Genomic DNA, 13,761 nt, shown 5'->3' on the forward strand with positions numbered 1-13,761 from the left:
CTGAAGCTTCAGGAAGACCGCTACACCACAATAAATAACCTTAAAAGCCGTCGATATGTTTCGCTAACACATCGACGGTTGTTTTATTCATAACATTTTGTTATTTTTTGATTATCGCATAGAGAAATACTTGTTTTAATAAATTGCTGTACTACCTTTGTCCCAATAAATAAGTTTAAAATGAAAGTAGCAGTTGTAGGAGCCACTGGAATGGTTGGCGAGGTAATGTTAAAAGTGTTGGCGGAGCGTAATTTCCCCATTACTGAATTGTTGCTGGTCGCTTCGGAAAGATCAGTGGGCAAAAAATTATCTTATAAAGGTGAGGAGCATACGGTGATTGGACTTGCAGATGCTGTATCTGCACAACCAGATATTGCAATCTTTTCCGCAGGAGGAGGTACTTCCTTAGAGTGGGCTCCAAAATTTGCCGAAGTGGGAACAACTGTCATTGATAATTCGTCTGCATGGCGTATGGACCCTTCAAAGAAGTTGGTGGTGCCAGAGATAAACGCCCAAGAATTAACTACTGAGGATAAAATAATCGCAAACCCCAATTGCTCTACCATTCAAATGGTTATGGCCTTGGATCCATTGCACAAGAAATATAAGATGAAGAGAGTGGTGGTATCCACCTATCAGTCTGTTTCTGGAACAGGGGTAAAGGCTGTTGAGCAAATGGAAAATGAGGCTGCCGGTGTTCAGGGAGAGATGGCATATCCGTATCCTATCAACCGTAACGCATTGCCACATTGTGATGTATTTATGGAAAACGGATACACCAAAGAAGAAATGAAATTGGCGCGAGAGCCCCAAAAAATATTGGATGACCGTACTTTTTCAGTAACCGCTACTGCGGTTCGTATACCTACTGCAGGAGGTCATTCAGAATCCGTGAACGTAGAATTCTATGAGGATTTTGATTTGTCTGAAGTTCGCAAACTATTAAGTGAAACATCTGGGGTGACGGTGCAAGACAATCCGGAAACCAATACTTACCCCATGCCCATCTATGCCAATGGCAAGGATGATGTTTTTGTGGGGCGTATCCGCAGAGACGAAACCCAACGCAATACGTTGAACATGTGGATTGTTTCGGATAACCTGCGAAAAGGAGCTGCAACCAATGCCGTACAGATTGCCGAGTATTTGGTGGAGAACAACTTAATTTCCAAAAAGCCTGAACCCATTTCTTAATGTAGAGAAATAAAACATTTGGCAATTCATTTCTTATGAATAGAATAAATCCGTTTTCTTTGAAACGGATTTTTATTTTTGACGCATGCTAAAAGTTGCTATAGAATCATTCACCTACCTTGATCAAACTGTTTTGAAGAATGTTTCCTTTCAAGTGGGAAAAGGAGAGCATTTGGCCTTGATGGGGGAAAGTGGTTCTGGCAAAAGCACTTTGCTTAAAATTATTTATGGGCTTTTACATGTTGAAAATGGCACTATTTTTTGGGGAGAACGGGAAGCATTGGGCCCTAATTTTAATCTGGTGCCCGGGGAACCATATATGAAATTCCTTTCTCAGGACTTTGATTTGATGCCTTTTACCACCGTTACAGAAAATATAGGTCAACATCTTTCTGTTTTTGAACGGGAAACACATCAACAAAGAATAGACGAACTTTTAGAACTTATTGAATTGCAAAACTATGCCAAAACTAAAATTAAAAACTTAAGTGGTGGGCAGCAACAGCGCGTGGCGTTGGCCAAAGTCCTTGCTCAAGAACCCGAAGTTCTATTGTTGGATGAGCCTTTTAGCCATATCGATAATTTTAAAAGAAATTCGCTTAGAAAAAATCTGTTTGCCTACTTAAAAGAAAAACAAATTACTACGCTTACAGCTAGCCATGACCCCAATGATGTGCTTCCGTACGCAGAGCGAACCTTGGTTTTGGAAAGAGGAAAAATTGTGGCCAATGAACAGACCAAAAAACTATACAACAATCCATCAAGCTACTATGTAGCATCTTTGTTTGGCGAGGTAAATGAGGTGCCCATGAAACTTTTAAAGTCTTATGCTACAATAGACCAGTCTGTGCTTATCTATCCGAATGAATTCCAAGTTTCTGAAACTTCAGGGTTAGAAATTTTAGTGAAAAAGAGCTTCTTTAAAGGGAGTTATTATATAAATGAAGGAAAAGTAAATCAACAGATTACGCTTTATTTCAACACACCAAATGAGCTGACAGAAGGGGAGAAGGTTTTCCTTAATGTATCTTTGGAGACCATAAATGCTCGGCTAAATCTTGAACAGGGAACAAATACATAGAGAATTGCAGTTTAAAGCTGTTCGAAGCGGAGGAGCGGGCGGACAGCACGTGAACAAAGTTTCCACTAAAGTGGAACTCTCCTTTAACATACCTGCCTCAAATGGTCTTTCTGATGTTGAAAAAGAACGTCTTCAATTGAAGCTGAAAACCAGATTGAACCAAGATGGAAACTTGATTTTAAGGTGTGATGAATCTCGAAGCCAACACAAAAACAAAACTCTAGTGGTAAAACGTTTTTTTGAGGTCTTACGAAACGCCCTTGAGGTTCAGAAAAAGCGAAAACCCACCAAACCTACAAAAGCATCTGTTGAAAAAAGGTTGCAATCCAAAAGAAAAGAATCGGAAAAGAAAGCTGGCCGTAAAAAACAAAATTGGGATTGAATTTATTTCAATCCCAATTTTTAAATGAAAATATTTTGTCCAGATAATTTTATTAATAAGTTATTCCCTCTGTTTCTAAATAGGGAAAAGCGATTAGATATTTTCCAAATCCTCCCATATACGATTCTCTCCAAGCGCCAACCCATTCAGCACCTTCAGATTTTGTTAGAGGTCTTTGAAACCCTCCTGTTCCACTATATGCATTTTGTAATGTGCCATTATTATAATAAGCATTGGCTTGTGCTATTGGAACCATATAGTGAAACTTTCTAGTCATCTCGTGCGTTGGATAGCCAGAGGCGTTTACTTGTCTAACAGCTCCCCAGCCATTTAACCCTGTAGATTGCCCCAAGTATTTTGTAAAAGCCAACAAATAATTTTCTAAACCTTTTGTCCCTCCTTTTGTATCACTACCTGCATGAGAAGGGAGATAATCGCTTAGCCCTTCACTTGTAGTATAATCATAAAAATAAGAATAACTATATCCTTGAACTATCGGATTGCCTTGCAAAACCGCAACTGCATGACTATGCGCTATGCTTGTTAATGTAGACATTGTTATACACCAGTATTGTATTCCTTGACCTGGAATACTAGAAGTGGCCCTCTTCAGCTCAGTGGATGTGCCATCTGGGAATACACTTAATTTGAAAACATTCTGATACCAAGTTTCTGATAAATCCAAAGCTGCTTGATCTTGGAAAATTAAACCATAATAGTGCAAATAACTTGCATACTTAGAAGGCACATTCCAGTGGGGAAGCACTGCTGCATGATTCACTGTATAATTTGTTTGTTCTACAGTGTTGATTGCAATTACTGCATTGTTGGATCCAGAGTATTTCATATTATACCCGGTACTGCTTGCAGATGATTTCCAATTGGACCCATAACCATCAATATAATGATTCGTTAATTTATCGTATAACCAATTCCTACCATCTTTGAACCAGTTTTCTACAGTTTCTTCCTCTTCATTGGTTAAGCCTGTGTCCAACCCCATTGACTTAATTAAGGACCAATTGTTCAATGTTTTTTCAAGCCAAGCAGCAGTTAAGAAGAATGGGTTGGTTTCAACCCCATCCAACCAAGAGCTCCTATTGGTGAAGTCAAGATTTGGGTCATTTGCCCTATTGAGGGTTTGGGCAGCTATGGCTTTAGCCAATTGCTCAGCATACTCTATGTCGCCATCTTGATTTCTATTGGCAAGAATAAAGGCATAAAGGCCAGCGTAAAATATATTTTCTGCAACATAATGATTACGATTAACAATATTTATGGGTACTGGATCGCAACCTAATCGGCATTCTCGTATGCCGCTAGAAGGCATCCAATCTAATCGCCCAGTGTTAGGGGCTGAAAGAAATTCCTGAGCCTCATTAATCATTCTTGAAATGTCTTCCCCATTAGTTCCCGGTCTAGAAAAACCACTAGAGAGTCTTGAAATCATTGTGGCTATTTGATTGTCGGTAAACATCACCTGATGAAAATTGTTGTTTCTGTCAGCCTGTGAGTCGTCAGTACTTTCTTCCCCGGTGTTTTCTTCTTCAGTTTCTTCCCCGGTGTTTTCTTCTTCAGTTTCTCCCTCTGTACCTTGAACTTCCTCTAACTCTTCTTCCAGAATAGCTTCTAAGAGTAAATCATTGTCCTTGTTGCAGGATATGAAAAAGATAAAAAGAGAAGAAAGAATGGTTAACATCATTCGCTTTGAGGTTAGTGAATTCATAATATGAGGATTTGAAATTGGGTATTACTATATTAAATCAAAAAAAATCGATTAAACGCATGTTATTTGCGTTAAAAGGCAACATCATGAATACAAATCTACGGACAGATGTTTTGTTTGGACGTTTCATCGATGCAATTTTCGATGAAATGCATTGTTTGAGTTAATCTTACAGGGTAGATTTAACTGGTGGTAAGCGAAAAAAATGGAAATAAAGTTAGAAAATGGACTGGTTTGAGAGGTTAATCAAGACTGAAAAACCAAAAGTCTGAATTAATAATTACTCTACTTCAAGTATTGTGAAATGCTTTCCATTAAAGTGAAATTCTTCTCCAGCCGCCTTACCCATCAATAGCTGTGCGATAGGAGCCTTTGCAGACACACAATAAATTGTGGTATTCGCTTTTTGAAAAGCGCCGCAAGAAATGGAAATAAAATAGCTTGCTGTATTGGTCTTTACCAAACTTCCCAGACTAATCCTATTACTAGACTTTGTTATGTCTATTCGTTGGAGAATAGCTCTTGTTTTTTCGACTTCCAATAGTTGTTGGCCCAATTTTTCCTGTTCCAATTGTACCATGGCCCTTCCAGTTTCATGTTTGTCTCCCGCACTGCTTTTTGTTTCAGAGTTTAAAGAGTCTTGCAAGCCTTTCATTTGTTTTTGGATGGTTTCTGAACGCTCTTCAAGATGCATCCAGCAATGTTGCAACAGTTCCTCCTTGCTCATATCAGTTCTGCTAGTTCTTTGCCGACTAAACTACCTAAAGCTACGCCCATCCCTCCCAATCTTACACCGCAAAAGATGTTGTTGCTCACTTGTTTTACAATAGGTGTTTTTTGTGTTCCCACGCCCATAATTCCACTCCATCGATAATCTATTTCGACTTTTTGCTGGGGGAGAATTACTTCAGTGAGCAATTTTTCCAATGAATTTTGAATAACGGATGTTTGTCCAAATGTTGTTGTTTCCTCTCCTTTAACATCTAAATTTCTACCACCACCAAATAAGATACGGTTATCCACATTCCTGAAATAATAATATCCCTCGTCAAAATGAAAAGTACCCTCGATCTTTAGATTTTTAATTGGCTTGGTGACCAAAACCTGTGCTCTGGCCGGAAGTACCGTTTCGTTTTTCAAAAGTGCCGATGCAAATCCATTGGTCGCTACAAAAACCCGGGTGGCATTGAATTCAAAGCCCTTGGTTTTTAAGATTACGTTTGTACCGCTATCATCAAGTGCCGTAACCTCAATACCATTTAGAATGTGGATGTGGTTGGATTGACATTTGTCAAGTAGCGCCAGCATCATTTTACCAGTGTCCAATTGCCCTTCCAGCTTATGGGTAATGTAGTTTTCTTGAACCTTTCCAAAACCGAAACGATTATGGGCCTTTATAAATGGACTTTCCCCAAAGACTGGTTGCAGCATTTGGTTCAATTCGTCCATTTGGGTTAAACAGGCTTCATATAACCCCGGATTCTCTCTTAAAAAAAGCTCATGCCCTCCGAGCTTTTTAAACCCAATTGTTTTATCACTTAAAAGATTACGTAAAGTTTGAATTCCTTCCCATCGCTTTTGAACAAGCGCAACAACTTCTTCTTCAGAGTGGGTTTTTAGATCTGAAAGGATTTCCGAGATGCTTCCGAAACAGGCAAAACCTGCATTTTTTGTGCTGGCCCCTTGCGGCAAACTACCTTTTTCCAAGACTATAATTTTGCTTTTTGGATGTTTTTTCCTGAGTTGCAAGGCACAATTAAGCCCAACAATTCCACTTCCAATAATGGTAAAATCCACATTGGACAACCAAGTTTTATATTCCCAATAACTTAGTTCCATAAAGCAAAAACCCCGATTTGCATCGGGGTCTGTTTAGTATTGATATTTCTCGTCCATTTCAAAATCTTCCATGAATTTGGTGGTATAATTACCGGCCAAATAATCTGGATGATCCATCAATTGTCTATGGAATGGAATAGTGGTTTTTATTCCTTCAATCACAAACTCATCCAAGGCTCTACGCATTTTATTGATGGCCTCTTCCCTAGTTTGCGCAGTTGTGATCAATTTGGCAATCATAGAGTCGTAATTGGGCGGAATAATGTATCCGCTGTACACGTGGGTGTCCAAACGAACTCCATGTCCCCCAGGAGTATGTAAAGTTGTTATTCTTCCTGGTGAAGGTCTAAAATCGTTGTAAGGATCTTCAGCATTGATTCTACATTCTATAGAATGTAATTTAGGAAAATAGTTTTTTCCAGAAATTGGGACACCACCAGCTACCAATATTTGTTCACGAATCAAATCATAATCCACAACTTGTTCTGTGATGGGGTGTTCCACCTGAATACGGGTATTCATTTCCATAAAGTAGAAGTTTCGGTGTTTATCGACTAAAAATTCTACAGTTCCCGCTCCTTCGTATTTAATGTATTCTGAAGCCTTAACAGCAGCAGCCCCCATTTCCTCTCTTAGGGAATCTGTCATAAAAGGAGAGGGTGTTTCTTCTGTAAGTTTCTGATGTCTTCGCTGTACGGAACAATCCCTTTCTGATAGGTGACAGGCTTTCCCGTATTGATCACCCACAACTTGAATCTCAATATGGCGAGGCTCCTCAATCAATTTTTCCATATACATTCCACCATTACCAAAGGCAGCAGTAGCTTCTTGGACAGCACTTTCAAAGTTGCTTTCCATTTCTTCTTCTGACCAAATGGCGCGCATACCTTTACCACCACCACCAGCAGTAGCTTTAATCATTACAGGGTACCCCATTTTCTTGGCCTCCTTCTTAGCATGCGCCACATCCTTCAATAGACCATCTGATCCTGGAACCGTAGGGACACCTGCCTTTTTCATGGTTTCCTTTGCAGTGGCCTTATCTCCCATTTTTTCAATCTGCTCACCAGAAGCACCAATAAATTTGATATCGTGCTCGGCACAAATTTTGGAGAACTTTGCGTTTTCAGATAAAAAACCGTAACCTGGATGAATTGCATCGGCATTGGTAATTTCTGCGGCTGCAATGATGTTTGGTATTTTTAAATAGGACTCGTGGCTGGGGGCTGGCCCAATACAAACGGCTTCATCAGCAAAACGGACATGAAGGCTTTCCTCATCGGCTTTGGAATAAACGGCCACCGTTTTAATTCCCATTTCTTTACAAGTACGAATAATCCGTAGTGCAATCTCGCCCCTATTAGCAATCAATATTTTCTTGAACATAATACCTAAGAATTTCAAATAGCCAATTCCATTTTCCAAATTAATTGGAAGATGAAACTTGGGTATTCTAGTTTATTTAAGATGGGTCAACCAAAAATAAAGGCTGATCAAACTCTACAGGAGAGGAATCATCAACCAAAACCTTGACTATCTTACCTGAAACTTCCGATTCAATATCATTGAACAATTTCATAGCTTCAATTACGCAAAGTACATCACCTGGATTGATGGAGCTTCCTACCTCAACAAATGCAGGTTTGTCAGGAGAAGGTTTTCTATAAAATGTTCCAATAATTGGAGATTTAATAGTAATATATTTTGAATCATCATCAGCTTCCTTAGTTTCTGCTGGAGCTGGTGCGGCCGCTTCTTGAACAATTGGAGCAGGTGCAACTGGTGCCGCTGGTGCCTGTGCCATCGGTATTTGCTGCACAATAGTGGTTTCTGAGCCAGTGGAAGGACTACCGGTGCGTATGGTAATTTTAAAATCTTCCATTTCCAACTTCACTTCGCTGGCACCCGATTTGGCCACAAACTTGATTAGACTTTGAATTTCTTTAACATCCATTGGATTATGATTTAGTTAGTTGTATTATTTTGAATTATAGGCCCATTTTAAGTAAATGGCACCCCAAGTAAATCCTCCGCCAAAGGCAGCGAAAATAAGATTATCACCTTTTTTCAATTGTTTTTCATAATCGTATAACAAAAGTGGCAAGGTTGCAGAAGTCGTATTTCCGTATCTATCAATATTAATCAACACTTTGTCAGGTTCCAAGCCCATTCTGTTGGCTGTAGCGTTAATAATTCGCATGTTTGCCTGATGGGGAACCAGCCAATCCACATCATCTTTATCCAAGTTGTTCCGTTCCATGACCAAAGCAGAAACATCTGCCATATTGGATACTGCAAATTTGAACACAGATTTTCCATCTTGAAAAACATAGTGTTGTTTGTTTTTTACAGTTTCTTCTGATGCAGGTAAAATAGAACCGCCGGCTTCTATCTTCAAAAACTGTCTGCCAATACCATCCGACCTTAAATGCTCATCTAAAAGCCCCAAACCTTCTTCATTAGGCTCAAAAAGTGCTGCACCAGCACCATCGCCAAAAATAATGCAAGTGGTTCTGTCTGTATAATCTATTATAGAAGACATCTTATCAGCGCCTATCAACAGCACCTTTTTATACCTTCCTGATTCTATATAACTAGCAGCAGTTGACATTCCATATAGAAAACTGGAACAAGCGGCTTGAAGATCATAAGCAAAAGCATTCACCGCACCAATTTCTGAAGCAACAAAGGCCGCGGTCGCGGCAACAAGAAGATCAGGAGTAGCGGTGGCCACTAAAACAAAATCTATTTCTTTGGGATCTGTCCCACTTTTTTGAAGCAAGTCCTCTGCGGCTTTTATGGCCATGTATGACGTTCCAGCTCCTTCTTTTTTTAGTAATCTACGTTCCTTGATACCAGTTCTGGTAGTAATCCATTCATCGTTGGTGTCTACCATGGTTTCCAGTACTTTGTTGGATAAAACAAAGTCAGGAACATAGCCTCCCACAGCGGTAATTGCTGCCGTTGTTTTTTTCATATTAGGTGTCTTTTTTTGTCAAAAACATTAAGATTTGACCCAAAAGCGGTGAAAATTAGTCATTTTATATGACTTTTTGATAAAAATGGGGTCGTTTTTAAAATTGATTATGGCCCATAAAAAAACTCCCGTTACAACGAAACGGGAGTTGGTTTATTTTTTAAGGATTTTTTGCGACTAAGCTGCAGTTTCTTCTTCAGCTTTATCAATCAAAACCTGACCTTTGTAGTACAATTTACCTTCGTGCCAGTGTGCTCTGTGGAACAAGTGCATTTCACCAGTTACGGAATCTTTGGCAATTGTGGGCATAGAAGCTTTGTAGTGGGTTCTTCTTTTGTCCCTTCTGGTTTTTGATGTTTTTCTTTTAGGATGTGCCATTGTTAACCTATTTGTCCGTTAATAACTTTTTTAAGTCGTCCCATCTGGGATCGGTTTTTTCTGATTCTTCTTTGTTCTCTTTGGGCTGTAATTCTTCCAGCTTATCCAAGATTTCAGATTGCAGCGTGCCATCCAATACTCCTGGATGAATCCTTTTTTGAGGAACCGCCAAAACCAACATTTCATAAACATACTGAGCAATGTTGATTTGGTGCTCTCCATGGGGAATGATCAAAATCTCATCATCTTCGTCATTATACTCCTCCCCAAACTTGATTACCAAATGCAATTCTGATTCTATGGGTTGATCAAAAGGCTCCCCAGTAAGATCACAATCCACATCTACTGTTCCCTGAGCTGAAATATCCAATTCCATCATATTGTTCATCTTGTCCAATATGGCTATGACCGGAATAGAAGCCCCGTTAAACTCTTGGTAATCAAAAGATTCAAAGAACGTATTATCAATTTTGTACTCAAACGTGTGTTTTCCCAGTTTTAATCCAGAAAAAGGAATGTTGAACTCCTTTAGCTTCATCATTTCTACACTTAAGGTTTGTGTACCAGCCGTTAAAGGCGGGTGCAAAGATACTACTTATTTATAAATGTACAATTCCATTGGAACAAAACTGCCCCATTAAGCTAAATATTAACTTGCTCTTTTAACTTTTTGCTTTTGCAAAGGGTTTTTATGGAGCTCTGTATGCTCTAAACGGTTCCGGAATACTTTAATTGCCGTAAACACAGCTTCTTTGAATGAGCTGGCATCGGCTTCTCCTTTTCCTGCAATTTCATAAGCTGTTCCATGATCTGGGGAAGTGCGTACTTTTTCAAGTCCGGCAGTATAATTAACTCCTTTGCCAAAGGCAAGTGTTTTAAAAGGGATAAGACCTTGATCGTGGTATGCGGCCAAAATTGCATCAAAGTTTTGATGGGAGTTGGAGCCAAAAAAACTATCTGCGGAATATGGGCCGTAAACCAAAGTCCCCTTGTCAAATATTTCCTTTATGGTCGGCTTCAGAATTTTGTCGTCTTCCTCTCCAATGGTGCCATCATCGCCACTATGTGGATTAATACCTAAAAGTGCAATTTTTGGACGACGTATACCAAAATCCATTTTGAGGGATTTTTCCATGGTAGCAACTTTATCACGAATCAGCTTTGGAATAATGGCCTTAGCAACATCCTTTACAGCGATATGATCAGTTAAAAGACCCACACGCAAGGTGTCAGTGACCATGAACATCAAACTTTCACCTTTGAGCTCCTGCGCCAAGAAATCTGTATGCCCGGGAAACTTAAAATCATCGGATTGGATATTTTTTTTATTTATAGGGGCGGTCACTAAAACATCTATCTTACCTTCTTTTAAAGCTGCCACTGCCGCCCTAAGGGATTTGATGGCATATTTCCCTCCTTCTTCGGTTGATTGGCCAAAGGCCGTCTTAGGAACTTCTTTCCACACATTCACAATGTTGAGTTTGCCATCAACAGCTTGCGAAGCATCTCTTACCCCATGGAATGAAATATTGATTCCCAATTCTGATTTTTGTTGGGAAATGGTTTTATTCGATGCAAAAATTACAGGAGTACAAAAGTCGAGCATTCTGGAGTCTTCAAATGTCCTCAAGGCTACTTCGCATCCAATCCCATTTAAATCACCAATGGATATTCCCAGTTTTATTTTTTGATTTTCCTTCATAAAATCAATGCCGATATGGCTACTTTTACAGTACAAAACTAGTCAATAAAAAAGATTCATGTTTACGGGCATCATTGAGACTTTAGGGAAAGTTGAAAAACTTGAAAGAGAAGGGGGTAATTTACATATTACAGTATCCTCTGAGATTACATCAGAATTGAAGATAGATCAGAGTTTGGCGCATAATGGCGTTTGTTTGACTGTTGTTTCACTTGAAGGGAATACGTACACTGTAACGGCGATTGAGGAAACCTTGAATAAATCCAATATTGGAGAATTGAAAATTGGAGATGCCATTAATTTGGAAAGGGCTATGGTTTTGGGAGCTCGATTGGATGGACATATTGTTCAGGGCCATGTGGACCAGACCGCCATTTGTTCTTCTGTTGAGGAAAAAGACGGTAGTTGGGTATATAGTTTTACCTATGATTCCAGTCTGAACAACGTAACCATAGAAAAAGGCTCCATTACTGTTGATGGTGTGAGTTTAACTGTTGTGGATTCCAAGAAAGATGGTTTTAGCGTGGCTATTATTCCATATACGCATGAGCACACAAGATTCCATTCTTATACAAGAGGTACCAAAGTTAATTTAGAATTTGATGTTATTGGCAAGTACGTGGCTCGGCTTATGGGATTAAAAACTGACTAAAATACGTTCTTCATCTTACCCCAAACTTTTTTAAGTGTGAAGGTGGAAATCAAAACCAAAAAGGTAAGTCCTATGGCCAACGGATAGTTTCCATAAATCCAATTGCCCATGGCAAACAAGCATCCGTAAACCAATACGCAACCAATAATCATCGCAAGAATTCCTGATGGAACGCTCCATTTTTCGCTTGAACCTTCTATTTCCTCTCCATCATTTTTAGCTGCTGCACGTATTTTATTCCATCCCGGGCCACCTGGTTTGGTTATTTTATAGAATTGGTAAAGTACTTTATTGTCTTCTGGCTTAGTGATAAAGGTGGTCACTACCCAAATGATTGTGGTCAACAGCACTACCAACAAAAACTTGCTCCAAGCTGGGAAAGGAGCACCACCACTTAGGAAAAGTTCTTCTTCAAACTGCCAAAATAAAATGGAGATGATACCTGAGGAGAACATGGCAACAATCTCGCTCCAAGCGTTTATTCTCCACCAGAACCATCTCAGAATAAAAATAAGACCAGTACCAGCACCGAACATGATGATAATATCAAAAAGTTGGGTGGCATTGGTCAAGGCCAATGCAAACAAAGCACTCAATACCATTAAAACAACCGTGGTTATTCTACCCACATTTACCAATTCTTTTTCTGAAGCATTTTTATTGATTTGTTGTTTGTAAAAATCATTTACTACATATGAAGACCCCCAATTTAAGTGGGTGGAAATGGTCGACATATAAGCAGCTCCCAAAGAAGCCAGAACGATTCCCAAAAGACCCGAAGGCAATTTGGTCAGCATGGCTGAATATGCCAAATCGTGACCAAGTTTACTTTCTTCAACGTTGGGGAAGGCCTGTCTGATGCTTTCCAAATCAGGAAAAACAACCAAGGAAGCCAAGGCAACCAATATCCATGGCCAAGGTCTTAGGGCGTAGTGCAGAATATTAAAGAAAAAGGTGGCACCAACCGCATGATTCTCATCTTTGGCAGCCAACATTCGCTGTGCGATATAACCACCACCCCCAGGCTCACCCCCAGGATACCAAGCACTCCACCATTGTACGGCCAGTGGAATGATCAATACTGAAATCAAGGCTTCGGTATTGGAAAAATCAGGAAGAATGGACATTTTGCTCCGCACCAATTCGTTTTCCAATATGTTTGAAAGGCCTCCAACCTCTGGAATGTTCACCAAATAAATAGCGGCTCCGATTGCGCCTACCATTGCCACAAAGAAGAGTACAAAATCGGTATAAACAACACCTCTAAAACCACCGATAGCACTGAATACCACGGTAATACTTCCGGCAATAAGAACAGTTTGAACCGGTGTTGCCCCAAGCATGATCTGACCTATTTTTATGGCAGCCAGTGTAACAGCTGACATGGCCATTACATTAAATACCACTCCCAAATACAATGACCGGAACCCTCTTAAAAAATGAGCAGGTTTACCGCCATAGCGCAAATCGTAGAATTCCATGTCGGTTGCTACATTAGATCTCCTCCAAAGTTTGGCATAAACAAATACGGTAAGCAAACCAGTAAGTAAAAATGCCCACCAACCCCAGTTGCCAGAAACCCCATCTGTACGGACAAAATCGGTCACCAAGTTGGGGGTATCTGTTGAAAATGTTGTGGCCACCATAGAAAATCCCAAAAGCCACCAAGGCATGCTTCGACCAGATAAAAAGTACTCTGCCGTACTTTTTCCAGATTGTTTAGAGACGTAGATTCCAATAAAAAGCACTAGGGCGAAGAATCCAAATATGATGAAATAATCTAAAGTTTGAATGTCCATATCGGTCTTGGTTGGTAAGCTTTTAAAGATA

The 13,761-nt window shown here is 39.7% G+C and carries 14 protein-coding genes; 4 read left to right on the top strand and 10 right to left on the bottom strand.

Features of this window, described 5'->3' with window-relative positions:
* Positions 1–180: 180 nt before the first annotated feature.
* The 3 genes from HJC33_RS05105 (at position 181) to arfB (ending at position 2,657) form a co-directional block, all read left to right on the top strand.
* The gene (locus tag HJC33_RS05105; RefSeq protein ID WP_171657725.1) at positions 181–1,194 is read left to right on the top strand and encodes an aspartate-semialdehyde dehydrogenase; all 1,014 of its coding nucleotides are present in this window, start codon (positions 181–183) and stop codon (positions 1,192–1,194) included.
* 85 nt (positions 1,195–1,279) lie between these two features.
* Entirely contained in the window at positions 1,280–2,275 is a 996-nt protein-coding gene (locus tag HJC33_RS05110) for an ABC transporter ATP-binding protein (RefSeq protein WP_171657726.1), read from the top strand.
* A complete protein-coding gene (gene arfB, locus HJC33_RS05115; RefSeq protein ID WP_171657727.1) occupies positions 2,253–2,657 on the top strand; it encodes an alternative ribosome rescue aminoacyl-tRNA hydrolase ArfB in 405 nt (134 codons plus the stop codon). The genes HJC33_RS05110 and arfB overlap by 23 nt, the downstream gene beginning before the upstream one ends.
* Before the next feature lie 52 nt (positions 2,658–2,709).
* Here the strand turns inward: arfB and HJC33_RS05120 are convergent, their stop codons facing one another.
* The 9 genes from HJC33_RS05120 to pdxA form a co-directional block, all read right to left on the bottom strand.
* Positions 2,710–4,383, bottom strand: a complete 1,674-nt coding sequence (locus tag HJC33_RS05120) for a hypothetical protein (protein WP_171657728.1) — start codon at positions 4,381–4,383, stop codon at positions 2,710–2,712.
* Between the two features lie 280 nt (positions 4,384–4,663).
* Positions 4,664–5,110, bottom strand: a complete 447-nt coding sequence (locus HJC33_RS05125) for a 3-oxoacyl-ACP synthase (RefSeq protein ID WP_171657729.1) — start codon at positions 5,108–5,110, stop codon at positions 4,664–4,666.
* On the bottom strand, positions 5,107–6,222 hold the full coding sequence (locus HJC33_RS05130) for an NAD(P)/FAD-dependent oxidoreductase (protein ID WP_171657730.1): 1,116 nt from the start codon (positions 6,220–6,222) through the stop codon (positions 5,107–5,109). Before HJC33_RS05130 ends, HJC33_RS05125 begins: the two co-directional genes overlap by 4 nt.
* 33 nt (positions 6,223–6,255) lie before the next feature.
* Positions 6,256–7,608 (bottom strand): acetyl-CoA carboxylase biotin carboxylase subunit, encoded by a 1,353-nt coding sequence (accC, locus tag HJC33_RS05135; RefSeq protein ID WP_171657731.1) that lies wholly within the window; start codon positions 7,606–7,608, stop codon positions 6,256–6,258.
* Between the two features lie 76 nt (positions 7,609–7,684).
* Positions 7,685–8,176, bottom strand: a complete 492-nt coding sequence (gene accB / locus HJC33_RS05140; protein ID WP_171657732.1) for an acetyl-CoA carboxylase biotin carboxyl carrier protein — start codon at positions 8,174–8,176, stop codon at positions 7,685–7,687.
* Positions 8,177–8,200: 24 nt separating this feature from the next.
* Positions 8,201–9,199 carry a beta-ketoacyl-ACP synthase III gene (locus HJC33_RS05145; RefSeq protein ID WP_171657733.1) on the bottom strand — a complete coding sequence of 333 codons (999 nt, stop codon included), beginning with the start codon at positions 9,197–9,199 and terminating at the stop codon, positions 8,201–8,203.
* 177 nt (positions 9,200–9,376) lie between these two features.
* On the bottom strand, positions 9,377–9,577 hold the full coding sequence (gene rpmF, locus HJC33_RS05150) for a 50S ribosomal protein L32 (RefSeq protein WP_171657734.1): 201 nt from the start codon (positions 9,575–9,577) through the stop codon (positions 9,377–9,379).
* 7 nt (positions 9,578–9,584) lie between these two features.
* Positions 9,585–10,118, bottom strand: coding sequence for a YceD family protein (locus HJC33_RS05155; protein WP_171657735.1), 534 nt, complete (start codon positions 10,116–10,118; stop codon positions 9,585–9,587).
* 108 nt (positions 10,119–10,226) lie between these two features.
* Positions 10,227–11,279, bottom strand: coding sequence for a 4-hydroxythreonine-4-phosphate dehydrogenase PdxA (gene pdxA / locus HJC33_RS05160; RefSeq protein WP_171657736.1), 1,053 nt, complete (start codon positions 11,277–11,279; stop codon positions 10,227–10,229).
* Positions 11,280–11,337: 58 nt separating this feature from the next.
* Here pdxA and HJC33_RS05165 point away from each other — a divergent pair, with 58 nt between their 5' ends.
* Positions 11,338–11,931 (top strand): riboflavin synthase, encoded by a 594-nt coding sequence (locus HJC33_RS05165; protein WP_171657737.1) that lies wholly within the window; start codon positions 11,338–11,340, stop codon positions 11,929–11,931.
* Here the strand turns inward: HJC33_RS05165 and HJC33_RS05170 are convergent.
* A complete protein-coding gene (locus tag HJC33_RS05170; protein ID WP_171657738.1) occupies positions 11,928–13,730 on the bottom strand; it encodes a sodium:solute symporter family protein in 1,803 nt (600 codons plus the stop codon). The genes HJC33_RS05165 and HJC33_RS05170 overlap by 4 nt on opposite strands.
* Between the last annotated feature and the right edge of the window lie 31 nt (positions 13,731–13,761).

This window comes from Flagellimonas amphidinii (assembly GCF_013090115.1).
GTDB classification, from domain to species: domain Bacteria; phylum Bacteroidota; class Bacteroidia; order Flavobacteriales; family Flavobacteriaceae; genus Flagellimonas; species Flagellimonas amphidinii.